The sequence below is a fragment of the Arthrobacter sp. N199823 genome (assembly GCF_002929705.1).
Taxonomy (GTDB): domain Bacteria; phylum Actinomycetota; class Actinomycetes; order Actinomycetales; family Micrococcaceae; genus Specibacter.
The window spans coordinates 175,285-200,279 of the sequence record NZ_PJIN01000004.1; the positions used below are offsets into that span (position 1 = coordinate 175,285).

A 24,995-nucleotide genomic window follows, 5' to 3' on the forward strand; every position below is an offset into this window, starting at 1 on the left:
GCGCGTGGTGGGTGATGCCGCGAACACCGCGGAGCCGTAGGCTGAGAACTGTGAGCAGAATCAATGACGTTGACCCGCAGGAACCAGTAGCTTTTCTGGAAGCCGCACCAGGCGAAGACCGTGTGACGGTCATGTTGGCCGCCTTTGAAGGCTGGAACGACGCCGGCGAGGCCGCCAGTGACGCGCTCAAATATCTGCACCGGCTGTGGGGCGCGAAGCGGGTTGGCGTGATTGAACCCGATGAGTATTACGACTTCCAATTCACCCGTCCCGAGGTTCGCCTGACGTCCACGGGTGGACACAAAATCAAGTGGCCTATCACGAAGATCGCCAAGGCTTCCATTCCGGACACCAACATTGATGTGATCTTGGTGCACGGCATCGAGCCGTCGTACCGCTGGCGCGCTTACACAGCTGAGCTGCTCGCCAAGGCCGCCGAGCTCCAAGTCAACTATGTGGTGCTTGTAGGAGCACTGTTGGCCGATGTGCCGCACTCGCGTCCCATGCCTGTCACTGCCACGTGCGACGACGAGGAACTCGCCACGCGCCTGACGTTGGAAGCCTCCCAATATGAAGGTCCCATTGGGATTGTGGGCGTCATTAATGAAGTGGCCCTGTTGGCGGGGCTGCCCACCATCTCGCTGTGGGCAGCCGTTCCGCACTATGTGGCGCAGGCGCCTTCCCCCAAGGCCGAATTAGCGCTGCTGAACAGGATTGAAGATTTCCTGAAGGTTTCTCTACCCACCGCCAAGGTGGCCGACGACGCGCACGCTTGGGAACGCGGTGTCAACGAGCTAGCAGCCGGAGATCCAGAGATTGCCGCTTACGTTCAGCAGCTTGAAGAAGCCAAGGACACCGCGGAGCTGCCCGAGGCTACTGGCGAATCCATTGCTCAAGAGTTTGAACGTTATTTGCGCAAGCGCGGCAACGAACAGCCCTAGCGCTGGTAGGCCCGGGCTGAGGAACAGGTGTGGGCCGAGTCGACAGCTATGGGCCGGAGAAAACTCCGGCCCATAGCTGCTCTTCTGTTCTAGAGCTCGATTGCTCTAGAGTTCGATGCCGAGCAGTGCCTCAAGGGTGTCGGAGACTAGGAACGCATCCCGCTCGGAAGCTGCACTGGCATCACTGACGGTGGAGGTCCTGGCCCATTCGTCCACGGCTGCCAGAGCACGTGGCGCATCCAAGTCAGCAGAGAGGGCTGCACGCAGTTCAGCCAGCAGCACCTTGCCGGAACCTTCAGCGGCCCGTGGGGCCGCCTTGCGCCAACGCTCCAAACGATCCTGCGCTGATTCCAACAGCTCCTGCGTCCAGAACCAGTCGCTACGGTAGTGGTTCGCCAAGATCGTCAGGCGGATAGCTGCCGGGTCAACGCCGTCGGCACGCAATTGCGAGACCAGCACCAAGTTACCCAATGACTTGCTCATTTTCTCGCCGTCCAAACCAACCATGGCGGTGTGCACGTAGTGAGATGCCATGGGCGTGTGGCTCAGGGCGTAGGCATGGCCAGCACCCATCTCGTGGTGCGGGAAAACCAAGTCACTGCCGCCACCTTGCACCGTGAAGGGCTTAGGCAAGAAGCGCTGGGCAATAACTGTACATTCGATGTGCCAGCCGGGACGGCCAGCGCCCAGGGTCGCCCCGTCCCATGACGGTTCCCCGTCACGGGCAACCCGCCACAGCAAAGCATCGAGCGGGTGACGCTTACCCGGGCGGGCAGGATCGCCGCCGCGCTCGGCAAAGATGGGAAGCATCTCTTCCTGACTCATGCCCGAAACCTGACCCAGCCACCACGGCGCGTCGGGTCCGGAAACCTTTTCGGCAGCCGAGGCGGCCTCGACGGAGAAGTAGATGTCGCCGTCGGGCGCTCCATCGCTTCCCATAACTGGGTAGGCGATTCCTTCGGCCAACAGTTTTTCAATGTCGGGCACGATCCACTCAATAGCTTCAACAGCACCAATGTAGTGGTCAGGGGCCAGAACGTTCAGCGCCTCCATGTCGGCATGGAACAGCGCTGTCTGGGAGGCTGCGAGCTCTCGCCAGTCGACGCCGTCGCGGGTTGCTCGTTCCAGAAGCGGATCGTCTATGTCAGTGACGTTTTGCACGTAGCTCACGGTGCGATCGGCGTCGCGCCAGGCACGGTTAAGCAGGTCGAAGGCCACATAGGTGGCGGCGTGACCCATGTGGGTGGCGTCGTAGGGGGTGATGCCGCAGACGTACATGCTGGCAGGGCCGGTGTCCGGCAGGGCCACCACTTTCTGCGCGGTGGTTTCATGCAGCGCTAGGGCACCCATGGTGCCGGGCAGCTGGGGCAGGGCGTGGGACTTCCAAGTTTTCACAGGGTCAAGCCTAACCGCCGAGGGACCCAAAGCGAGCGAAGCGAGGTTTGGGAGGCGGGCTAGGCGCTAACCGCCGAGGGACCCAAAGCGAGCGAAGCGAGGTTTGGGAGGCGGGCTAGGCGCTAACCGCCGAGGGACCCAAAGCGAGCGAAGCGAGGTTTGGGAGGCGGGCTAGGGCATAGAAAAGGCGCTGCCAGCATGTTGGCAGCGCCTTTGAATGACAGGACCCTGGGTTAGGGGGTGATGACGTTGGTTCCCAGAAGGATGAACAGCAGCAGGCCTAAGCCGATGCGATACCAGACAAAGGGCCGGAAGCTCTTAGTCGAAATATATTTGAGGAACCAGCCGATGATGAGATATCCCACACCAAAGGCAACCGCCGTGGCCAGGATGGTTTCACCAATGCCGAAGGGACCAGCGGCTCCTTCGTGCTTGGCAAAGATCTTGAACAGTTCGTAGAACCCACTGGCAAAGACTGCGGGGATGGCCAGCAGGAAGGCGTAGCGGGCGGCAGCTTCTCGGGTATAGCCCATGAGCAGACCGGCTGTGATTGTGCCGCCAGAGCGGGACACGCCGGGGATCAAGGCCAACGCTTGGGCAAAGCCGTAGATGATGCCGTGTTTGAGGCTGAGGTCTTTGAGTTCACGTTTCTGGCTGGCCACGTGGTCAGCCACGGCGAGGATCAAACCAAAGACAATGAGGGTTGTGGCAACGAGCCACAGGTTCCGGAGCGTGGATTCAATGTGGCTTTGAAACAGCACGCCCAGCAGGGCAATGGGCAGGCTACCGAGGATGACCAGCCAGCCCATGCGGACGTCCGGATCTGTGCGTGGCACCCGCCCCCGCAGCGATCCCCACCACGCTTTGATGATGCGGACAATATCGCGCCAGAAGTACAGCAGCACGGCCGTTTCCGTGCCAAGTTGACTAACGGCGGTAAACGCCGCGCCGGGGTCTTCCCCCGAGGGCAAGAATTTACCGACGATAAAGAGATGGGCACTTGAAGAAATCGGGAGGAATTCAGTCAGGCCCTGGACAAGGCCTAAGAAGGCAGCTTCAAACCAGTTCACGGGTTTCAGCCTAAAGCATGCTTGGGGCGTCGGGGCCCACTAAGCCACGCTCCGCGCAAAACACGCAGGTAATTCCCCGTAAGCTTGCAGCTATGGAACAAAGATTCATGGGCACCAGCGGACTGCGCGTTTCTGCCTTGACCCTGGGCACAATGACTTGGGGAAACGAAACCAGCGCTGACACGGCCCGAGCGCAAATGCGAGGTTTCGTGGACGCCGGCGGCACCACGGTGGACACGGCCGTCAGTTACGTAGAGGGACGCAGCGAAGCAATCCTGGGTGAACTGTTGGGGGATGTCGTTTCCCGCAGTGATGTGGTGTTAATCTCCAAAGCTGGCGTCAGCCATCGCAACGACAAACGTATGGTGGACACGTCTCGGCGCGCCATGCTCGCCGGGCTGGATGCCTCACTGGCCCGTCTGGGCACAGACCATTTGGATTTGTGGCTGGCGCACGTATGGGATGCCAATGTTCCCTTGGAAGAGACGCTGGGAGCCCTAGAATATGCCGTCAGTAGCGGCCGGGTCCGCTATGCAGGTGTCTCCAACTACAACGGTTGGCAGCTGGCGCGTGCAGCAACCCTGTGCGAGACTCCGCTGATTGCCAACCAGGTGGAGTATTCCCTGCTGGCGCGAGAGGCAGAGCGCGAGCTGGTCCCGGCAGCCGAACATCTGGGTGCCGGCCTCTTGTGCTGGGCTCCACTGGGGCGTGGTGTCTTGACGGGCAAGTACCGGGGTCAGATCCCCTCCGACTCACGCGGGGCCAGCAGCACCATGGCTGGTTACGTTGAAAAGTATTTGGACGGACGCCCATCCCGCATCACCGAAGCCTTAATCACAGCAGCCAAGGGGCTCGGGCGTGCACCGCTGGATGTGGCCCTCAGCTGGCTCCTTGAACATCATGCCGTGGCCTCCGCCGTCGTTGGCCCACGAACCCACGAACAGCTGGCCGACATTCTTACGTCCTCGCTTGATCCGTTGCCTGAACAGATCGTGACAGTCCTCAACGAGGTTTCGCAACTGTCCTGATCCCAGCTGTCCTCATCCGCTGCAGACCATAAAGAAGCCCGCCGGGATAACTCCCGACGGGCTTCTTTATGACTCTCAGCAAAGCGCTGTGTTACTAGTAAGCGCGGTTTTACTCGGCTGCCTTGCTGGCGTCTGAATCGATGGAATCGTCATCGGATTCCTGATCGTCTTCGTCATCAAAATCGCCCTCTTCACCGTCCTCACCGTAGATGACCAACGGTGTCACCTCATCAAAGGCATCAAAAAGGGCTTCTTCATACGCTTCAAAGGCATCGATGATGCCCAAAAAGGTTGCTTCAACAATAGGGTCTTCCTCCCCGCGGCGAGCCGAAGCTGCCACCAAATGTTCTTCTAATGCGGTTGTGAGGGCACTCAGGGCTGCGCGGGGATCAATGCTCATGCGATTGACGGTACCAGTGTGCCCGGCAACTTGAAAGTCCTTCTCACGAGTAAGAGAAATTCATAGAAAACACGGGTACCTTGGTGTGAAGAAGCACACTTTGAACGCCACCGGCAGGTGCGGATGGCGCAAGCAATGTTGGTGTCGGTGACGATGGCTCACGGACATTGGCCTAGACAGAGAAGGACCACCTATGCGGGAGACCCTCACGCCAACGCAGTCAGGCCCAGGAGCACCTCTGCGTCAGTACGAATACTTAGAAATCACGGTTTCCCGTGACGAATCCGTCCCCACCGCCTACCAGCGGCTCCGCGAACATGCCGAATACGGCAAGTGGGAGCTGGCCCGCAGCACCCTTTATATGGGCGGCCACCGCAAATACGTGATGCGGCGCAAAGTACTGCGGGTCCAACGGACGCTGGACATCTACTCCTAAACCCTCCGGCATGGCTGACCTGGAGTTCAGTCGTCCGTCCACGCCTGAACTGCAGTCCTCCACTGCAGCCCTCCACTGCAGTCCTCAACTTCAGTCCTCAACTTCAGTCCTCAACTGGACCCAACCAGGCGCTGGCAATGGTGGCGTGCGCCGATTCGTCATCCGAGGGATGGAACATCCCCGCAAGTACGTCTCGGTACAACCGGCCCAGTTCGTTTCCTGCAAAGTAGCTACTGCCACCGCTGACACGGATGATCAAATCCACTACCGTGCGTGCAGTCTCCGTGGCACGAACCTTCAGGCCCACCATCTTCGGGAACCATTGGCTACCGTGATCAACCAGATTGTCCACGTCCCGAGCCACAGCGACTAGTTGCGGGTACAGCCCATCCATGGCCAGGGCCGCATCGGCAATACGCCAGCGAATATCAGGATCCTGCGCATAGCTCTTGCCCGATTTCTTGGATCGGCGCTGATGAACAGTTGCCACCCCAATCGCCAGCGCCCGCTCCCCCAGCCCCGTGTAGACGGCGGCAAGCAACGTCTCAAAGCAAGCAAAAATGGAGAAGATCAACGCGTCGGCCGTTGGCCCCACGGGAAGCTTCCGGAACACGCGCTCCGCCGGGGCCACCACGCCGTCGAGCACTGTCGTGTTCGACTGGCTGGCCCGCATGCCCAGGGTGTTCCAGTCGTCCAGAATGGTGTAGCCGGGCGTCTCGCGGGTGATGAAGGCATGAACCAACATGGGCTCCTGCCCCGAAGTGTCCTTGCCGAAGATGCCCAGACGAGTCCAGGCTGGCGAAAGCGATGTGAAGATCTTGGTGCCGGTGAAGCTGTAGCTGCCGTCCCCCAGAGGCGCAGCCACCGTGGTGGAATCGAACAGCACCGAATCGTTGCCCGCCTCCGAGTTGCCAAAGGCGAAGACCTCCCCCGCCACAGCTTCTTCTAGGACAAAGTGCAAGGAATCGTCCCCGCGCTGCGCCAACAGATGGGCGACGCCGGTCCACACCAAGTGCATGTTGATGGCCAACGCCGTAGCCGGGGCCGCCGTTGCCAACCTACGTTGCGCGGCGGCGACCTGTTCCAGACTAAAGCCCAGTCCGCCGTCGTCCTCGGAAGCGAACATGCGCAAGTACCCCAGCGACTTCAGCTCCGCGAGATCTTCATGGAAGAACTCATTGCGCTCGTCATAGCCCTTGGCGCGGACGCGGAAACGCTCTAGCAGCTCATCAGGGAGCAGCTCATTTAGCTCAACGCTCATGGCACAATGCCTTTTAGTAGTTGCTCAGTAAACGGTCCAGCACGCGGCTGCCAAATTTCAGCGAGTCCACCGGAACACGCTCATCGACCCCATGGAACATGCCAGTGAAGTCCAGCTCGGCCGGCAGCTGCAGCGGAGCAAATCCATAGCCGGTGATGCCCAGACGGCTCAGGGACTTATTGTCCGTGCCGCCAGATAACGTGTACGGCAACACTGTGGAACCCGGATCCTCCGTATGGAGTGAATCGATCATGGCGTCCACCAAATTGCCGGCAAAGGGAGTTTCCAGGGAGACATCGTTGTGGATGGTGGAGATATCGATGCCATCGCCGGCCAGTTCACGCACCAGCTCAAGAACATGTTCGTGCTGACCCGGAAGCGTCCGAATATCGATCATGGCCTCGGCCGTACCAGGAATCACATTAGCCTTGTAGCCACTCTTGAGATAGGTGGGGTTGGCCGTGTTTTGCAGTGTTGCACCAACGAATCGTGACACCGTACCGAGCTGGCTCAGCAGCGTTTGCGGGTTGGATTCGTCAAATTCGACGCCGGTCAGCTCGGACACGCCTTCAAGGAACGCCCGGGTGGTGTCCGTGTACTCAATGGGCCATTCGTGGTCACCGATCCGAGTCACTGCCCGGGCCAGCCGGGTCACAGCGTTATCGGTGTTGATGTGTGAACCGTGACCGGCGCGGCCGTGTGCCGTCAACCGCAACCACGCCAGACCCTTTTCAGCGGTCTGCAACAAATAGGCTCGCTTGCCGTTGATCTCGGTGGAGAAGCCGCCCACCTCCGAGATGGCTTCGGTGGCACCCTCAAAGAGGTCGGGGCGGTTATCCACCGTCCAACGGGCGCCGTACGTTCCTCCGGCCTCCTCATCGGCAAAGAAACCGAAGATGATGTCACGCTTGGGCTTGCGGCCGTCTCTGCCCATGGAACGCATGACCGAAAGCATCATGGCGTCCATGTCCTTCATATCGACGGCGCCTCGGCCCCAGATCAAGCCGTCCTTTTCTTCACCGCCAAAAGGATCAACACTCCAGTCGCTGGCTTCTGCAGGAACAACGTCCAGGTGCCCATGCACGATCAGGGCCGGCAAGCTGGAATCGGTCCCTTCAATGCGAGTCACCACATTGGCGCGGCCAGGAGAGGACTCGTATACCTCGGGCGAATAGCCAACCTCAGAAATCAACGCGGCGGTGTGCTCGGCAATGGCGCGCTCCCCCGGGCCTTCGTTATCGGCATAGTTACTGGTGTCGAAACGAATGAGATCGGCGCAGATGCCGGCAACTTCATCCTCGGGCCTGATGGTGTTCACGGGAAAACTCCTTAAGCTTTGGGGCGTTTTCTCCAGCCTACCTTCGCGCCCAATCGCATGCTTTTTGGATGACAAATTTGGACCCCAGCCCTCGATTGGTGTTTCTGGCAAAAGTCATGCTATTGTTTTCATCGCTGCTGACGGAGACAACGATTCAACCGCAAGGATGAATTGCTCCGGACATCACCTGCGCGAGTGGCGGAATGGCAGACGCGCCAGCTTGAGGTGCTGGTCCTGGAAACGGGGTGAGGGTTCAAGTCCCTTCTCGCGCACGGTTAGACTCCCTGAGAACTTCGGTTCTCAGGGAGTCTTTTTTGGTTTTTTTTCTTTCACAAACAGATTCTGGGTGACTGTGCGCAAGGTCACCTCAATACTTTTCCCAACCCCTGAACCTTAAAGTTGAGTCTTGAGAGTCAGCCTTAAATGTTAAATGTCAGTGCCTCACCTTAGAGTGCCTATCAATGGACAGCCGGTTTACTTTGGCCCCAGCACAGCAGGTGCACACGGCACACGGCGGCAGAGCAAAGGAGCGCTTCATCATGAAGACAGAGACCGAAGACGGCTGCCAGACCGAGGATGCTGGAGAGCCGAAGATAGCTGTCAAGCCAGAGAAAACGGCCAAGACCCTCAAACTCATCACCAAACTACTGGCCAAAGCGGAGAGCACGCCCTTCCCCGCTGAAGCTCAAGCCTTTCAGGAGCACGCTGAGCGGCTCATGGTCCGCTACGGGATTGAACAGGCCAGCATTGACGCCGAAGCAGGTAAGTTGGGCAAGCCGCAAGAGCCCATTGTGGAGGAACAGGTTGAGTTTGGCGGGCAATACCGGGTGGGGCAAGCACGCGGCTTCACATCCATCGCCTTGGCGTTTAACACTATTCGTGTTTTGCAGGCCAACTCCACCACGGCAAAGATCCTGTATCTAATTGGGGCGGAATCCGATGTTGCCCAAGTGCTGCGGCTGTTCAGCTCATTGCGGCTCCAGCTCGAAGCCGCCATGCGAGTCTGGTGGCTGAACTATCCCTATAAGAACTTCCTCTCCGCACATGAGAAAACCTTGGAACGCCGGCAGTTCCAGCTTGGCTTCCTCCTCACTGTGGCCGAAAGAATTGCCGCTATCTACAGCGACGAAGTTGCCTCCGGCGGTCCCGGCAATGAATTGGTCTTGGCCAGCCGCCGGGATCGTGCGGATGAGCACGTCACCATGTTGTATCCGGTTCTTCGCGCCGCACGCCGACAGAGCATGTCAATGGGGTCAACAACGGCTCATTCAGCCGGCAAATATGCCGGAACCATGGCGCGCGTCAGCAGTGAAGTGAATGCTGCGGCACGCCACTCATTGGACGTGTGAAGAAGGTGCAGGGGAAGCGTGAGCAGCTAGGCTGATACTTCCACTCGGCACGCCGTTAGAACGCAGTAAGAAGGCTCAGCTCATCCATGAATCACCCCAAATCAGCCAGGATTGCCGGGCTCATCGCGGCCGTCGCCGCAGTGGGCTTGGCGCTGACTCCATCACTGGTCCCACGACCTGCCCTCTTTCAGGGATTCTTGGCCGGTTTGAGCTTCGGTCTAGCGTACCTGGCGGCGTCGTGGCTATGGCGAACGGTGGCTGCTTTTATTGCCCGCCGGCGGCTGGCTGCCGTTACTAGGCGGTCAGCGGCTGCTGCTCCGGCTGCGTCAGCCTCTGATACTGCGGCCCCCGTGGTTTCAGCTTCCCCCGCCACTGGTCCTGCCGCGTCAGGGCCCACCGCACCGCCATTGTGGGTTTGGCCAGCTGCGGGCGCCATAGGTGGCATCTATGTTGCAGTGGTGGGCATTCTTGCCGTGGAATGGCAGAACGATGTTCGCGCCAAAGTAGAGATGGCGCCCGTGGATGGCTTGGAACTGGGTACATTCTTCGTAGTCGCCATAATAGTGGGCGCAATAGTCTTTGGCGTCCACCGAGGTTTACGGAAGATGGCGGCGCTGGGCCGGCACTGGACTCAGCGCTTGCTTCAGAAGTCGGGGTCCGGTGAGAGCCCGACCGCGTCCTTGCCTACATCCGTGCAAGCAACTGTGCCTACACCTGTGCGTCCTGCCTCGCGTTCACGCATCGAAACAGCTGGCGGACTGCTCACCGGGGCTCTCACAGCGGCGCTGGCCTTGACACTCCTGGTCTCTGGTGCGCTGTTGGGCACAGATCGCGTCTACTCAGCTCGCAACAACACCACACCGGCAGGCGTCACCGAACCTGACTCGGAGTTCCGATCCGCTGGCAGCCAATCCGCCGTTGAGTGGGAGAAGCTGGGCATGCAGGGCCGTGCCTTCGTGGGTGGCGGCCCCACGGCAGCCACCATTGAGGCGCTCACTAGGGCTCCGGCCAAGGACCCGGTGCGTGTCTATGTGGGATCCAGCCAAGAAACCTCCATGGCGGACCGCGCTAAGGTAGCCGTGGCAGAGCTCAAACGGACGGGCGCGTTTAGCCGCAGCACCCTCATGATTGCCACTCCCACAGGATCAGGCTGGCTGGAGCGCCAAGCCGTTGACTCACTGGAGTACCTTCACGGCGGCGATACAGCCATAGTCTCCATGCAGTATTCCTACCAACCCAGCTGGGTATCGTTCCTCTTCCATCAGGATCTCCCACGCGCATCAGCACAGGCACTGTACAGCGCAGTGAAGGCGGAATGGGAATCATTGCCGGAAGCCAAACGCCCCGAACTGCTGGTCTATGGGCTCAGCTTGGGCGCCTCTGGAATGCAATCCGCATTTTCCAGCATTGAGGATCTGACCACTAACATTGACGGGGCGGTCTTTTCAGGGGCCCCGAACAACTCCCAGCCATGGGGCACGCTGCAGGCCAATCGCGATTCAGGCTCGCCAGTGTGGCAGCCAGTGTTCGACGGCGGGCGGAACGTGCGCTGGCTGTCCAACAATGGCGACTTCGAGAAGTTGACCAGTGCTTGGGAACCGGCCCGTGTGGCATATCTGCAACATGGAACCGACGCTGTAACTTGGTTGACTCCTGCGCTGATCTGGCAGAAACCAGACTGGCTCGCAGGAAGCTCCACCAACAGTGGCCGCGCCCCAGACGTCAGCGATTCCATGCGCTGGATCCCGCTGATCACCTACTTGCAGGTTGCCTTTGACATGTTCATGGGCGAGGCTGTCCCCGCCAGCCACGGCCATAACTTTGGCGACGTGGCGGTCCAGGCCTGGAATGGGGTCTCCCCCAGCGGCCTGGACCAACCAGCACTGGCCCGCATTCAAGCCATCATTGCGGCCTACCCGTACGAAGAGTCAATGACAAATTAGGCGGCGGTCACGGTGCCGCTGAAATACTTTCGTGCACTGCGTGCGTTCCAGGCGGTGAACTCCGAACTCAGCCAGACGCCGTCGCTGGTCCTGTGGTCCAGGACCTCCAAAGACACGGTGGCCGGCAAGAACATGGGCGAGTCAAAGCTGATATCCCAGTTAAAGGAGTGCGGCTTGGACTGCGGAACCGTGGCCAGAACGCGTGAAGCTGCATACATGCCGTGGGCAATGGAACGCCGCAGGCCCAACGCCTTCGCTGTCAGCACGCTCAGGTGGATCGGATTGAAATCACCCGAGACCGCCGCATAGGCCCGCCCCGTATCAACGCCCAGCTGCCACTGCGCCGTGGGTACGGGTGGCACAAAATCAACGCGCTCGGCGGCTGCCGTCGGCCTGTCCAGCGTCGGCTTGTCCAGACCGGGGAGAAAAACTCCCTTGGCTAGGTAAGTTGAAACGCCGCGCCACAACAGCTGCGTACCGTCAACATTATGAATTTCCGCCACGAGCTGCACCTGCGTACCGCTTCTGTGGCCCGCCAAATCACGTGCCCAGGCCCGTACAGACAGCTCATCGGTGAACAACACCGGAGCCACGTGCTCCACCTGATTGCGCAGGTGAATCATCCCCAGAAGAGGCAGTGGAAAATCATCCTGAACCATGACAGTCATAGCCACGGGGAACGCTAAAGCGTGCAGATAGCCCGAAGGCAACAGATCGCGGGCCGGTTCCCCCATCAGGTGCGCAAACTCCGTAACCTTGGCCAGATCAGCCCGCACACCACGAACCTCCACTGCCCGTGATGGCAGTGCCACAACAGGCTCACTGCGCAGAACTTTGCCCTTGGCGGCCATGGCCGCAGCATTGACGTACAGCTTGGACAGTGACGGCATTTCGCTCAGCAGAGTTGGCTCGCTCATTGCCCCACCATATTCTGTCCGCACACCCTCAGCACGTTTGCCGTGACCCCGGCTGCCTGAGGCTGGGCAAAGAATGCAATGGCCTCGGCCACGTCGCTGGGCTTGCCACCCTGTTGAAGGCTGTTCAGTCGTCGGGCCACTTCCCGTGTGGCGAAGGGGATCTTTGCCGTCATGTCGGTCTCAATAAAGCCAGGCGCGACGGCGTTCACGGTGCCACCTCGTTCACTCAACAACGGCGCCGTGGAACGCACCATGCCCATGACACCTGCCTTCGAGGCTGCGTAGTTACTTTGTCCACGGTTGCCAGCTATCCCACTGGTGGAGGCAACGCTGATGATACGCGGGTTGTTAGCGAAATCGCTGCTGGCCAAGAATGCTTCATTCATGCGCAGCTGGGAGGCGATATTGACGGCTATGACCGAATCCCATTTGGCGGCATCCATGTTGGCCAGAAGTTTATCGCGGGTGATGCCGGCGTTATGCACCACAATATCCAACCGCCCATAACGGGAGATGGCATGCTCAAGGATCCGCTCACCGGCGTCCAGGCTGGTAATGTCCAACTGGAGCGCCGTGCCGTGGATTTCATTGGCAACGGCGGCTAGGTGATCGCCCGCTGCTGGCACGTCTACCACCAGAACAGTAGCTCCATCGCGGGCAAGTGTGCGGGCGATGGAGGCACCAATCCCCCGGGCCGCACCAGTCACAACCGCCACGGAGCCGTTCAATGGCTTGTCCCAGTCAGGTGCCGCTGTGGAACCAGCTGAGGACGCCGTGAGGAATTGTCCGTCCACAAAGGCCGATCGGGCCGAGAGGAAGAAACGCAACGCTGCGACTGCACTGGGTGCTTGTGCGGCAATGTCATTAGCCAACAGGATGCCGTTGGCCGTGGCTCCGGCACGCAGCTCCTTGGCCAGTGAGCGCACAATCCCATCGACACCGTTTCTAGCAGCAGCCACTGCGGGTGCGTCGCTGATTGATGCCACACGAGAAACGGTGACCACGCGCGCGTTCTTGTTCAAGTCACGTAGCGCAGCTCCTAGGGCAAGCATGGGTGTAGACAACTGGTCCGGGTGTTCGAGTTCATCCAAGACGGCCACAATGGCACCCAACTTTTCCTTGGGCGTCGCATGCCTGCGCACATCTTGGTGCCAATCGAGCAACACCTGGGCAACGGCGTCGGCCCCTGCTCCTTGGCCTAGGACCAGGATGGGCCCCTGCACCAGAGGGCCATTGGGCGTGTAGCGGCGCAGCACGGCAGGCTGGGGCAGGCCTAGTCGCTTGGCCAAATCCTTGCCGAATCCGCGGCTGACGAATTCGGTGTACTTGTCAGTCTTTTCGTGTAGCGCGGATGTTTTGCTCTGGCTGTTCTGCTTGTTCTGCGGGCTCATGGTTCTACCTGCCTTCCAGGATGGCGACAACGCCTTGGCCACCGGCAGCGCACACAGAGATGAGGCCGCGTGCCGGGCGGCCGTCCACCGGACCGCGTTCGTGGAGCATCTTTGCCAGTGACGCAACGAGGCGTCCGCCGGTGGCGGCGAAGGGGTGACCGGCTGCCAGGGAAGAACCGTTGACGTTGAGTTTGGCGCGGTCAATGGAACCGAAGGCGCCGTCCAAACCAAGACGGGTTTGCCCGAATTCTTCGTCTTCCCACGCTGCGAGGGTGCTGAGCACGGTGCCGGCAAAGGCCTCGTGGATTTCAAAGTAGTCAATGTCGGCCAGAGTCAGTCCGTTACGGGCCAGCAAACGCGGGACGGCAAAGGCCGGGGCCATGAGAAGCCCGTCCTTGCCGTGAACAAAGTCAACGGCTGCGGCTTCGCCGTCTAGTACGTCGGCCAGGATGGGCAGGTCGCGGGCGGCGGCCCATTCCTCGGAGGCCAACAGCACAGTGGAAGCCCCATCGGTAAGGGGCGTGGAGTTGCCGGCCGTCATGGTCGCGGCGTCGCCGAGTGACTTGCCGAACGCTGGCTTGAGCTTGGCGAGCTTCTCCAGGCTGGAGTCGGCGCGCATGTTCGAATCCCGGTTCAGGCCGCGGAACGGCGTGATGAGGTCATCGAAGAAGTGGTGATCGTAGGCGGCCGCAAGGTTCTTGTGGCTGGCCAGAGCAAGTTCATCCTGAGCCTGACGGGTGATATTCCACTGGGCCGTTGTCAGCGCCTGGTGCTCACCCATGGAGAGTCCCGTGCGCGGCTCGCCAGTTGAGGGTGCATCCGGTGAGAGATCCTTGGGGCGGATGCGGCTAATGATCTTTACCTTCTGGCCCATGGTCTTGGCCCGGTTCAGATCAAGCAGAATGGCCCGCAAGCCTTCGCTGACGGCAATAGGTGCATCAGATGCAGAGTCCACACCACCGGCAATGGCGGAGTCAATCTGACCCAACTTAATTTTGTTGGAGAGACCAATCACCGCTTCCATGCCCGTAGCGCATGCTTGCTGGAGATCGTAGGCCGGGGTGGTTGCTGAGAGCGCAGAGCCGAGGACTGCTTCACGGGTGAGGTTGAAATCGCGAGAGTGCTTCAAGACTGCACCTGCTGCAACTTCACCAATCTCTTCATCGGCCAGACCAAATCGGGCCACGAGCCCGTCCAACGCTGCGGTCAGCATGTCCTGATTGGAGGAGTGAGCGTAGGCACCCCCGGAGCGTGCGAAGGGAATCCGGTTTCCACCAACAATGACTGCCTTACGCGGGGCAGCAAATAATGGGGTCGCTACTTTGCCTGTGCTGGCAGTGTCTTCACTGGCAGTTGCGCCGCGTGCTGGCTGGTTAGCTGATGCTGTTGCTTGTGGGGTCGTCATGAAGCTCTCCTTCGGGAACACCGATTGTTACTGATACCCAGCGTACCTGATACGCTGAGTATCGTGAACTCGTTACAGCATCGGTCGGCAGTGTCGGCCCCCTCCCCAATGCCCGGCCCCGAGAAGGCGGCCGATCCCACTACCGACGGGCGTTCGGTGCGATGGGACGCCCACCGTGAGGAACGGCGTCGAGCATTGATCAAGGCAACGCGCCGGGCCATCCATCGACTGGGTCCCGACGCCTCCATGGAGGAGATCGCAGCCACGGCCGGAACGTCCAAGTCCGTGTTCTACCGCTACTTCGGCGACAAGTCAGGACTGCGCAATGCAGTGGGCTCAGTGGTCATCCGGCAGATGCAAGACACCCTGACGGCCGCACGGCAAGGGGCAACTGATCCTCGCGAAGGCGTCACTGCGATGGTCTCGGCGTACCTACAGATGGCACAAACGTCCCCGAATGTGTACTTTTTTGCCACGCTCCCGTTCGACGGCGAATCCCGCCAGTCGGGTGAATTGAGCAGCTTCTTCGACAGCATCACCGCCATGATCACCGAGCCCCTGAGGCACCTACTGGGCGATCCGGAATCGCCTCTGGTGGGTTACTGGCCCCAGGCGGCGATCGGCATGGTTCGCACGGCAGGCGAATTGTGGCTCCGGAGCCCCGAAGATCCCAGCAAACCAGATTTCAACACCATGGCCGGACAGATTTCTGCCTGGCTATTCGACGGCGTGGGACAGTTTGTCTCCCCCGCCACCCCCGACCGTTCAGCAACCGCAGCAGAAGGAAAATCATGATTGACACAATGAACCCGCTGTCTCACACAGCCAGCCACGACGACGCCACCGTAGACGTCGCAGCGTTGGGTGAAGTCCTCTTGGGCCGATGGGCCGATGTCCGCCTGGAGGCGCGCAAGTTGGCCGGCCTGCCGGAACTGCATAAGGTTGAGGGCCTGAGCCACACCGAGCACCGCAAGCGGGTTTTTGCGCAGCTCGGCCTTCTGGTCGGCAAGAATGGCGTACACCGCGCCTTTCCCACAAGGCTTGGCGGCAGCGACGATCACGGCGGCAATGTTGCCGGCTTCGAGGAGCTGGTCATCGCTGACCCATCCCTGCAGATCAAGGGAGGGGTCCAGTGGGGCCTCTTCGGCTCCGCCGTGCTGCACTTGGGCAATCAGGAACACCAGGACAAGTGGCTCCCCGGCATCATGAATCTGGACATTCCCGGTTCATTTGCCATGACAGAGATTGGTCACGGTTCCGACGTTGCATCGATCGCCACCACTGCCACCTACGATCAGCAGTCACAAGAATTCGTCATCAATACCCCATTCCGTGCAGCCTGGAAGGAATACATCGGTAACGCAGCCGTGGACGGCCTTGCAGCCGTCGTATTCGCCCAGCTCATCACCAAGGGCGTCAACCACGGCGTTCACGCCTTCTACGTAGACCTTCGCGATCCTGAGACGAAGGAATTTTTGCCCGGCATTCAGGGACGCGATGACAGTATCAAGGGCGGACTGAACGGCATCGACAACGGCCGCCTGGCCTTCGAGAATGTCCGCATCCCCCGCACCAATCTGCTCAACCGCTACGGTGACGTGGCCGTTGACGGCAGCTACAGCTCACCGATCGCCAGCCCCGGCCGACGATTCTTCACCATGCTCGGCACGTTGGTTCAGGGCCGCGTTTCCTTGGATGGCGCCGCAGTGGCTGCCTCCAAGGTCGCCCTGAAAATCGCCATTCAGTATGCCAGTGAGCGCCGTCAATTCAACGCCGCCTCGGATACCGAGGAAGTGGTGCTGTTGGATTACCAGCGTCACCAGCGCCGGCTCCTACCCCTGTTGGCCACCACTTATGCAGCCGCCTTTGCGCATGAGGAACTGCTGGTGAAGTTCGACGACGTCTTCTCCGGCGCGCACGACACCGATGAGGACCGTCAGGACCTGGAAACTCTGGCTGCCGCACTTAAGTCCCTGAGTACCTGGCACGCCTTGGATACCTTGCAGGAATGCCGTGAGGCTTGTGGCGGTTCCGGTTTCATGGTGGAGAACCGATTCACGTCTCTGCGTGCAGACCTTGATGTTTACGCTACATTCGAAGGCGACAACACGGTGCTGTTGCAGCTAGTCGCCAAGCGTCTGCTGGGCGATTACGGCAAGGAATTCCGGAACCTGGACTTTGGTGTGCTGGCACGCTTTGTGGCCAACCAAGCTGCCGATCTGACCATCAACAAGACCGGCCTGCGCCAGGTGGCCCAGTTCGTGGCCGACACCGGGTCCGCCCAGAAATCCGCCAGGGCACTGAAGGATCAAGACACGCAGCATCAGATGCTGGCCGACCGTGTCCAGACCATGGTTGCTGAGGTTGCCGCAGCTCTGAAGGAAGCTGCCAAGCTGCCCAAGGACAAGGGCGCCGAAGTTTTCAACAACAACCAGAATGACCTCATTGAGGCAGCCCGCGCACATGCGGAATTGCTGCAGTGGGAAGCGTTCACGGCAGCGCTGGACCGGATTACCGATCCCGGCACCAAGCGCGTCATGACCCGCCTGCGGGATCTGTTTGGCTTGGGCCTAATTGAAAAGCACCTGGACTGGTACTTGATGAACGGCCGCATTTCCATGCAGCGGGCACGCACCATGTCCCCGTACATCAACCGCGTGCTCGCCAAACTGCGTCCCCACGCACTGGATTTGGTGGATGCCTTCGGCTACGGACCCGAACACCTGCGCGCCACCATCGCCACAGGCATTGAGCGTGAGCGCCAGGACGAGGCTCGCGACTACTACCGCAAGCTCCGCGCCAGCTCCGAGGGCCCCATTGATGAAAAGGTCCTGATTCAGCGGGCAAAGGCCGCTTCCAAGAAGTAGTTTCACAGGAAGTTCGACGGCGGCACCCAACCTGGGTGCCGCCGTCGTCTGTTGAGGGTTGGGTGGGCTGGCAGCCGGTGGTCAGCAGCCGATGCCGTTGGGGTTGACGATGCAGTCGTCAGCGTAGAGATTGGTTTCGGCGCGCCAGACGGTGAGCGGTTGAGATGCGGAAGGGATGTTGCCTTGGCCCGGGATAGGTAGCTCGGGTCCGCCGTTGACGGTGTAAGTGCCGTTGAAGTGGGTGATCAGGCCGATCGTGAGACGGCCGGTTTCGGTGTAGACGTGGCTGGTTTGAGTCTGTTCGCCGATTCGGTCCTTGTTCAGAGGTGCCCCGTGTATGGGAGTGGGCCCCCAAATAGTGCCGTCGCCGTAGCTCCAGGTGTAGGCGACTGGGGTGGCCGTGATGGTGACTTTTTGGCCAATCATGGTGAGGTTGAACGTTTGGGTACTGGCGTTGGCCCAAACGTTGGTTTCCTTGCCTCGGAGGGTGTGCGGGCCTGGCTGGCTGCCGAATTCTGCCGCGGCAATAGGCAAGCGCTGGAATTCACTTGCGATCTGCCCGGCTATCTCCGCGAGCAGGTCCCGCGGCTTCTCGCCAAAGACGCAGACGGGGCCGGAGTGGAACACCCAAACTGGAGATGCAGCACCTTTTAATGATGCGTACCAATAGATGGCAGTGCCGGGCTTTCCGTCCTCGCCACCGGCGAGGCATTCTGGCATGACCGTCGCACAGGTGGGGAAGATCGCTTGGTCGCCCTCGGTACACGCCACACGGGACTGGTAAATGTATTTGTCGTCCGGGCCAGTTGATGGCTGGTCGTCGGAAGTGCCTTGGTTGCCAGACTCATCGTTACCCCCGACAACAACACTGGCATCATTCCATTTTGGGATTTCAATATCGGCCAAAGGCACAACGGACAGCGCCTGGACCACAATCAACGGAAGGAGGATACATCCATTGCCAAAAGGAATGCTATCCATGGTCAACCCTCACCAATGGGTTCCGCCGTGCGAGCCCGCCATTTTTCATCCACATAACTGGCAATAACAGTGTTGGCTCTGGCAGCTTGTTGCAGATGTTCACTCCCTCGGCTCCCGTCTGCCTTGAACGCAACGACTTTTGCCTGCTGCACCATGAGCGTTGCCTCAAAGCTGCCATCGATGGCCTCGACGAATTGACTCGTGGATTGAATGACCGTCATCTGCCCGCCTACAATCCAGCCGCCGCCCTCGTAGAGTTGCCCGATGGGGTCGTTTATGAACGCACAGGTCTTACAGTCGGGGTCAGTGATGGCCATCATGGGATCCGAGTCACCGGTTTCGTAGACATAACTCAGGGTGGTGTACCAGTATTCTGCGAAGGCGATAAACCCCTCTTTACTGAACTCCTTGGCCTTCTCCGGGAGTGCGGGGACGGGGACATTCTCAGCTGGTCCCTTATCCGTGGCTGGCTTGTATACGGCTGCAGTGGAAGGGGTCGGTGCAGGCGTAGTAGCCGGTTCGCTAGTGGGAGGCGCTGAGACGGGCGGAGTCGTCGCCGCGGTCTTCGGCGGTGACGAGCAGCCTGCCAGAGCAAGGGCCCCTGCGATCAGAAGGGCCAGTATGACCCTGTGCTTGCCATGTTGTTCAACTGTGGTGTGGCGCATCGCCTATCCCCAAGTCTGCCGCGTGGCAGCGGTTTCCCCGTTGAAACCGTTGTGGCTGGCTTGGTTCCAAAATACAGTGCACTCGCAAAACATGCCACCAAGTTATCCACACCCATCCACAGGGAAGATGGCGTTATTTCCTCCACAGGGGGGTTTAAGTGTTCGCTTATGCCCCATTCGGTGGATGCATCTTTCGAATGTCAGCGGGCCTAATTAGAATATATGTATGGATACAACGGCAGGGACGCCGGTTGAACCGGCTCCCATTCCAGAGGCTTTGCGGGTTGGCGACCACGTCCACCAACTCCTCAACCTCGTCCATGCAATGGCTGCCCACGGTGCTGGTATTAGCAGCGATACACCGGAATCCGGGTTCGCGTTTGGTGTTGATGTTGGTGCCATGTCCGATCGCGAGAGTCGTCAATGGTCCCAGGACGTGGAGGAGTTGCTGCGCTACGGACATGCCCTAGCTGTACAGTCCGCGGGTGATCAGGACCAACGCGCAGGTGCCGGCAGGTACGCGGAAACCGGGGCAACAAATTCGGTGGGACTGCTGGTGCAGTCACTGCACCTCAGCGCTGCCGAGGCCAGCCGCAGGATCCGCCTTGCCAAGCAGGTATTGCCTATCGTCGACACCATCACAGGAGCCATCGCCCCCACTTCGCACCCCGCCCTGAGCCACGCGTTATTCAACGGGACACTGTCTCAGGAACGAGCCCTGACCGTCTCCCACTACTTGGAGGAAGCCACTCGGCTGGCCGGCAACGGACGCATCACCGAGGAAGAAAACACCGAAGTCGAAGAATTTCTGGTTAACGCCGCCGCGTCCCAAGGACCCGACTCAATACGCCACCTCGGCAACCGAATCATGGCCAACCTAGACCCCGATGGCAATAAGCCCAGCACCGCCGACCTGAAAGCCAAACAAGGCCTCTTCTTCCGTCAAGCCCGCCGTGGCCTGGTCTCCATCCACGGGGCCTGCACCATCGAACAGTACGAACAACTCATCGCCTGGATCGGCTTCACCACCAACCCCAACAAACACACCAACATCGACACCCTCAACATCGACACCAACGACACCAACGACACCAACGACACCAACGATGGACCTGACCGGGGCGCTGACGCCACCCCTAATACAGACGACGACAATGACTGCAAGCAGACGGGTGATGGCAGCGCCGAGAACGTCATGGGTGGCACCAGCAGCAGTGTTGGAACCGGGCCTCAATGCGACGGGCAAACCTCCCTAATCGATCTGCTCCACGATGCCACAACGTTCTTCAGCACACGCACCGGTAGCAGTGGTATCGGTGATAGCGATACTGGTGGACCCGGCGGAAGTGACAGTAACGAAAACGCCCCCGCTCCAGACTCTGACCCTAGCTCTCGCTCGGAATCGGAATCACAATCGGACTTTGAATCTGATCGACCCCGCAACCCCCAAGTCCCATCACAGTTGCAGTCACGGGCACCTTCGGAACCCGAGGACCTTGGGACAGCACAGCCAGGCCCATACCCCACCAAACCGCCGACCTGCCAGCCCGAAACAGCACCGCCACCGCCAAAGATTGACCAAGAGCCCCCTGAATCTCCAGAACCAGCAGCCCAACCGCAGGCACCCGCGCCCGGACCATCACATTCCATGCCTGATTTGCTGGTTAATGGATGGCGGCGCAGGCTAGAACCTTGGGAAGTTCCGCCCCGCCCTCCAGAAGCACCCGAAAACGCGATCCCACCCTGCTATCCCGGCGATCCCTGGTTCTGGTTCACCACGAAACCAACCACCACGGGTTGGAACCCCATTCCCGCCACAGATGACTTCGCCGCTTGTGAGCCCGACCCCCAAACTGAACTGGGTGGGGAGCCTGACACGTCAACGCCGGAGCCGAAGACTGACACACCCGAGCCGGAACCTGATCCTGCCACTTCTCCAGACCCTGACCCCGACCCCGACCCCGACCCCGACCCCGAGGATGGTTTCGGTTCTGGATGGGACAGCCGCGGCCTCGACGATCCCGACATGGACGACACTGGAGAAGATGGTGCAGAACCTTGGCCACACCTCGTCAACGGCATCACCGTCCCGGCTCCAGGGAGCGGCGAACTGCCTACACTCATGGCACACACTGACGGAAGCAATAGAAACGTCGAATTTGACCTCTTCGACTCGATCGATCCTGCTAGTACCAACCCGGCAGTGAAAGATACCCGTACCCATGGGCAGAAACTCCTCGATGGTCTGATCTCCTGCGTGAAACTCGCAGCCCGCACCGGTCAACTCCCCCTCAACGGCGGGCTGAAAACCCAACTCATCATCAGCTGCAGCGAAGACGACCTCCACCGGACCGACGGCACCGGTACCGCATTCACCACCCGGAGTGGTCCGGTCCCGCTGCATCTCTTCGACCAATCACTCTGCGATCCCGAAACCACCCGCTTCGTCTATGGGCACGGACAAACCATCATCAATGCTGGCCGCACCCAACGCCTCTTCACACCCGCTCAACGCAAACTCCTATACGCCCGTGACCTTGGCTGCTCCTTCCCCGACTGCAGAGCCGCCGCCACCTGGTGCGAAGCCCACCACATAATCCCCTGGCAAGAAGGCGGAGAAACCAATCTCAACAATGCAGCGCTTGTCTGCGAACACCACCACACGCTGCTTCACCACAGCGGCTGGGAACTAACCCTCATCAACGGCAGTCCCTGGTACACCCCGCCATGGACCATCGACCCCACCCAAACCAAAATCCGCAACCACTTCCACCACGGACTCGCCAGAAAACCGTGACCATGCCGAACCTTGTACAACCTAACTTGTACAACCTAAAGAGAGAGGCCCCGATCGTAGGATCGGGGCCTCTCTCTTTACCTGACTCAGAATGACCGCCTGGACAACGTCAGCAAGAACTACGCTTGCGGAAGCACGCTCTTGTAGACATCGAGCGTTTGCTCAACAATCGATTCCCACGAGAAGTGGTCCTTGGCGCGTTGGCGCCCCTTCTCCCCCATGGCACGTGCACGGGAAGGATCGTTGACCACTTCGATCATGGCTGCAGCAAAGTCGGCAACAAATTTCTCCGGGTCCAACGGGGTCCCGGTGCCGTCGCCAACCTGCTCGAGCGGAACCAGCAGGCCGGTCTCGCCATGGGCCACAACTTCAGGGATTCCACCCGTAGCACTGGCAACCACAGCAGCGCCGCACGCCATGGCTTCCAAGTTCACAATGCCCAGAGGCTCGTAGATGGACGGGCAAGCAAACACTGTTGCATGGCTGAGGACCTGAATCAGCTCAGCCCGGGGCAGCATGCGTTCGATGACAATGACACCGTCGCGCTGGGCCTTCAAACTTTCAATGAGCTCATTAACTTCAGCACCGAGTGCAGGAGTGTCCGCGGCACCGGCGCACAACACCAGCTGCACCTCGGGAGGCAACGCCGCGGCCGCCTTCAAAAGGTAAGGCACACCCTTCTGGCGCGTTACGCGACCTACCCACACCACGCTGGGACGGTCCGGATCAATGCCTAGCGAACGGACGACGTCGTCCTTCTCATCCCGCTGCCATGCCTCAACGTCAATGCCGTTGTGAATGACCTTAACCTTGGCCGGATCAACGTCGGGGTAGCTGCGCAGGATGTCTTGGCGCATTCCGTCCGAGACGGCAATAATCGCGGCAGCAGCTTCATATGCGGTCTTTTCAACCCATGAAGAAACCGCGTAGCCGCCACCTAGCTGTTCGGCCTTCCAAGGGCGCAGGGGCTCCAGGCTGTGAGCGCTGAGCACATGCGGTATGCCGTGGAGCAACGAGGCGATATGGCCAGCCATGTTCGCGTACCAAGTATGTGAATGAACCACATCTGATCCCGCGATGGCCGAAACCACCTGCAAATCCACACCCAATGTCTGCACGGCGGGATTAGCTTCTGAAAGCTCCGGGAGATTTTCATATGACGTCACATTTGCGCCATGAAAATCATTCTCCCGTTCCTTCCCAAAGGCATGTACATGCAAATCTGCTTTAGCTGCCAAGACACGGCTGAGCTCGGCCACATGCACGCCAGCTCCTCCATAAATCTCGGGCGGAAACTCTTTTGTCACAATGTCGATACGCACACTCTCAAGGTAGTCTGTCGGGACACATTTGTTCTAGTGTGAAGTTGTTATGACTCATACAAAGTCATCGCAAGGTGCACCATTTAAGCTGTCGGAGGTTGGGATCATGTCAGTAAAGAAAGTTCTGGCGATCGTGTTAGCAGGCGGTGAGGGTAAAAGATTGATGCCCTTGACAGCAGACCGCGCAAAACCGGCGGTTCCTTTCGCCGGATTCCGTTTGGTCGATTTCGCTTTGTCTAACTTGGCGAATTCGGGTTATTTCAAAATTGTGGTGTTGACGCAATACAAATCCCACAGCCTGGACCGTCACATTTCAGAAACATGGCGCATGTCCACGCAATTGGGTAACTACGTTGCCTCGGTGCCGGCACAGCAGCGCCGCGGCAAGAGCTGGTTCCTGGGCAGCGCCAACGCCATCTACCAGTCTCTGAACCTGATCGGCGATGCCGAGCCTGACATTGTGGTTGTGGTCGGTGCCGATCACGTTTACCGCATGGATTTTGAACAGATGGTACAAAGCCATATTGCCTCCGGTGCCCGCGCCACTGTTGCCGCGGTTCGCCAACCACTGGAGCTCGCTGACCAATTTGGTGTCATCGAGATTGATGAGGCAGTGATTGACGGTGCGATCGGCGCCCACAAGATTTCTGCGTTCGTTGAGAAACCTGAATCAACTCCCGGCCTGCCCGATGCACCCGACCAGTTCTTGGCTTCCATGGGTAACTATGTCTTCGATGCTGACGCCCTGGTTGAAGCCCTGGAGCAAGATTCCGTCAAGGAAGACACCAAGAATGACATGGGCGGGGACATCATCCCCTACTTCGTCAGCCGTGACGAAGCGTTTGTTTACGACTTCTCCACGAACGACATCCCGGATGCTAACGACCGGGATCGCAACTACTGGCGTGATGTGGGAACCATCGATTCCTACTACGACGCTCATATGGATCTGATCTCGCCTGTTCCGATCTTCAACCTGTACAACCGGGCCTGGCCGATTTTCACACGAAACACCACCTCGCCGCCAGCAAAGTTTGTCCGTGGAGAGCACAACTCGGTAGGGACCGCGCTTGATTCCATCGTCGCCCCCGGCGTCGTGGTCTCGGGCGGCGTTGTGGAGAGTTCTGTGCTCTCCAACGACGTTTACGTTGCCGCAGGTGCCCGCGTTCAGAATTCTGTCCTCATGGACAAGGTCTCTGTTGGGGCAGGAGCCGTAGTACGCCGCGCCATCATCGATAAGAACGTCAAAATACCGGCCGGTGCCACGATTGGTGTGGATCCGGAGCTGGACAGGGCACGCGGTTTCACCATCACCGAGTCAGGCCTGACGGTTTTGAGCAAGGGCCAGATCGTTTCGCCGCCGGATGCCCGTGAAAAGGAGCTTGCCCTAGCAGCAGCTGCGGAGATCCCCGAGGCGCTCGAATTGGCCATTGGTTTAGGCAAGGTAGCCAAGGAGACGGTTGACAAGGTTGTGGAGAATCAGATCTCGGCTATTAGCTCGGTCCCCAG

At 59.6% G+C, this 24,995-nt stretch carries 19 protein-coding genes, 1 tRNA gene and 1 pseudogene; 10 read left to right on the forward strand and 11 right to left on the reverse strand.

Translation table 11 applies throughout. From position 1 onward, the window contains the following. Positions 1-50: 50 nt before the first annotated feature. Positions 51-941: a PAC2 family protein gene (locus tag CXQ93_RS11055; RefSeq protein WP_373418223.1), complete on the forward strand. Its 891-nt coding sequence runs from the start codon at positions 51-53 to the stop codon at positions 939-941. A 105-nt stretch (positions 942-1,046) separates the two neighbouring features. Here CXQ93_RS11055 and mshC read toward each other — a convergent pair whose 3' ends face one another. Next, positions 1,047-2,336, reverse strand: coding sequence for a cysteine--1-D-myo-inosityl 2-amino-2-deoxy-alpha-D-glucopyranoside ligase (gene mshC / locus CXQ93_RS11060; RefSeq protein ID WP_104110477.1), 1,290 nt, complete (start codon positions 2,334-2,336; stop codon positions 1,047-1,049). 233 nt (positions 2,337-2,569) lie between these two features. Continuing rightward, positions 2,570-3,406: an undecaprenyl-diphosphate phosphatase gene (locus CXQ93_RS11065; RefSeq protein WP_104110478.1), complete on the reverse strand. Its 837-nt coding sequence runs from the start codon at positions 3,404-3,406 to the stop codon at positions 2,570-2,572. A 92-nt stretch (positions 3,407-3,498) separates the two neighbouring features. Here CXQ93_RS11065 and CXQ93_RS11070 point away from each other — a divergent pair, with 92 nt between their 5' ends. Further along, complete coding sequence (locus CXQ93_RS11070) at positions 3,499-4,434, forward strand: aldo/keto reductase (RefSeq protein ID WP_104110479.1); 936 nt, start codon at positions 3,499-3,501, stop codon at positions 4,432-4,434. A 109-nt stretch (positions 4,435-4,543) separates the two neighbouring features. Here the strand turns inward: CXQ93_RS11070 and CXQ93_RS11075 are convergent, their stop codons facing one another. Next, positions 4,544-4,834, reverse strand: a complete 291-nt coding sequence (locus CXQ93_RS11075) for a hypothetical protein (protein WP_104110480.1) — start codon at positions 4,832-4,834, stop codon at positions 4,544-4,546. 193 nt (positions 4,835-5,027) lie between these two features. Here CXQ93_RS11075 and CXQ93_RS11080 point away from each other — a divergent pair, with 193 nt between their 5' ends. Then, positions 5,028-5,270, forward strand: coding sequence for a DUF5703 family protein (locus tag CXQ93_RS11080; protein ID WP_104110481.1), 243 nt, complete (start codon positions 5,028-5,030; stop codon positions 5,268-5,270). A 103-nt stretch (positions 5,271-5,373) separates the two neighbouring features. Here the strand turns inward: CXQ93_RS11080 and CXQ93_RS11085 are convergent, their stop codons facing one another. Next, positions 5,374-6,531 carry an acyl-CoA dehydrogenase family protein gene (locus CXQ93_RS11085; protein WP_104110482.1) on the reverse strand — a complete coding sequence of 386 codons (1,158 nt, stop codon included), beginning with the start codon at positions 6,529-6,531 and terminating at the stop codon, positions 5,374-5,376. Between the two features lie 13 nt (positions 6,532-6,544). After that, on the reverse strand, positions 6,545-7,849 hold the full coding sequence (locus CXQ93_RS11090; RefSeq protein WP_104110483.1) for a M20/M25/M40 family metallo-hydrolase: 1,305 nt from the start codon (positions 7,847-7,849) through the stop codon (positions 6,545-6,547). A 189-nt stretch (positions 7,850-8,038) separates the two neighbouring features. On the opposite strand from CXQ93_RS11090, the gene CXQ93_RS11095 reads away from it, so the two are divergent. From CXQ93_RS11095 to CXQ93_RS11105, 3 genes are all read left to right on the forward strand, one after another. Next, a tRNA-Leu gene (locus tag CXQ93_RS11095) sits at positions 8,039-8,121 on the forward strand. A gap of 267 nt (positions 8,122-8,388) precedes the next feature. Further along, positions 8,389-9,198: a DUF2786 domain-containing protein gene (locus CXQ93_RS11100; RefSeq protein WP_181036130.1), complete on the forward strand. Its 810-nt coding sequence runs from the start codon at positions 8,389-8,391 to the stop codon at positions 9,196-9,198. An 86-nt stretch (positions 9,199-9,284) separates the two neighbouring features. Beyond that, positions 9,285-11,141: an alpha/beta-hydrolase family protein gene (locus tag CXQ93_RS11105; RefSeq protein ID WP_104110485.1), complete on the forward strand. Its 1,857-nt coding sequence runs from the start codon at positions 9,285-9,287 to the stop codon at positions 11,139-11,141. On the opposite strand, the gene CXQ93_RS11110 is transcribed toward CXQ93_RS11105, so the two are convergent. The 3 genes from CXQ93_RS11110 to CXQ93_RS11120 are packed head-to-tail and all read right to left on the reverse strand — an operon-like array spanning position 11,138 to position 14,854. Continuing rightward, positions 11,138-12,058, reverse strand: coding sequence for a MaoC/PaaZ C-terminal domain-containing protein (locus tag CXQ93_RS11110; RefSeq protein ID WP_104110486.1), 921 nt, complete (start codon positions 12,056-12,058; stop codon positions 11,138-11,140). The two genes, CXQ93_RS11105 and CXQ93_RS11110, sit on opposite strands and share 4 nt — an antisense overlap. Next, positions 12,055-13,449 (reverse strand): 3-oxoacyl-ACP reductase, encoded by a 1,395-nt coding sequence (locus CXQ93_RS11115; RefSeq protein ID WP_104110487.1) that lies wholly within the window; start codon positions 13,447-13,449, stop codon positions 12,055-12,057. Before CXQ93_RS11115 ends, CXQ93_RS11110 begins: the two co-directional genes overlap by 4 nt. Positions 13,450-13,453: 4 nt before the next feature. Continuing rightward, a complete protein-coding gene (locus CXQ93_RS11120) occupies positions 13,454-14,854 on the reverse strand; it encodes an acetyl-CoA C-acetyltransferase (RefSeq protein ID WP_104110488.1) in 1,401 nt (466 codons plus the stop codon). 63 nt (positions 14,855-14,917) lie between these two features. Here CXQ93_RS11120 and CXQ93_RS11125 point away from each other — a divergent pair, with 63 nt between their 5' ends. Beyond that, positions 14,918-15,649 (forward strand): TetR/AcrR family transcriptional regulator, encoded by a 732-nt coding sequence (locus CXQ93_RS11125; protein ID WP_374953399.1) that lies wholly within the window; start codon positions 14,918-14,920, stop codon positions 15,647-15,649. After that, a complete protein-coding gene (locus CXQ93_RS11130) occupies positions 15,646-17,721 on the forward strand; it encodes an acyl-CoA dehydrogenase (protein ID WP_104110490.1) in 2,076 nt (691 codons plus the stop codon). Before CXQ93_RS11125 ends, CXQ93_RS11130 begins: the two co-directional genes overlap by 4 nt. A gap of 81 nt (positions 17,722-17,802) precedes the next feature. Here the strand turns inward: CXQ93_RS11130 and CXQ93_RS21100 are convergent, their stop codons facing one another. Together CXQ93_RS21100 and CXQ93_RS11140 are read right to left on the reverse strand one after the other, a co-directional pair. Beyond that, on the reverse strand, positions 17,803-18,702 hold the full coding sequence (locus CXQ93_RS21100; protein WP_258068865.1) for a hypothetical protein: 900 nt from the start codon (positions 18,700-18,702) through the stop codon (positions 17,803-17,805). 2 nt (positions 18,703-18,704) lie between these two features. Next, positions 18,705-19,367 carry a DUF6318 family protein gene (locus CXQ93_RS11140; protein ID WP_104110491.1) on the reverse strand — a complete coding sequence of 221 codons (663 nt, stop codon included), beginning with the start codon at positions 19,365-19,367 and terminating at the stop codon, positions 18,705-18,707. Positions 19,368-19,593: 226 nt separating this feature from the next. Between CXQ93_RS11140 and CXQ93_RS11145 the strand changes: the two genes are divergently transcribed. Further along, complete coding sequence (locus tag CXQ93_RS11145) at positions 19,594-22,164, forward strand: DUF222 domain-containing protein (RefSeq protein ID WP_104110492.1); 2,571 nt, start codon at positions 19,594-19,596, stop codon at positions 22,162-22,164. Between the two features lie 119 nt (positions 22,165-22,283). On the opposite strand, the gene glgA is transcribed toward CXQ93_RS11145, so the two are convergent. Further along, the gene (glgA, locus tag CXQ93_RS11150) at positions 22,284-23,486 is read right to left on the reverse strand and encodes a glycogen synthase (protein ID WP_104110493.1); all 1,203 of its coding nucleotides are present in this window, start codon (positions 23,484-23,486) and stop codon (positions 22,284-22,286) included. Positions 23,487-23,592: 106 nt separating this feature from the next. On the opposite strand from glgA, the pseudogene glgC reads away from it, so the two are divergent. Beyond that, positions 23,593-24,883: pseudogene (glgC, locus tag CXQ93_RS11155) on the forward strand (glucose-1-phosphate adenylyltransferase); the annotation flags it as partial. Positions 24,884-24,995: the final 112 nt, after the last annotated feature.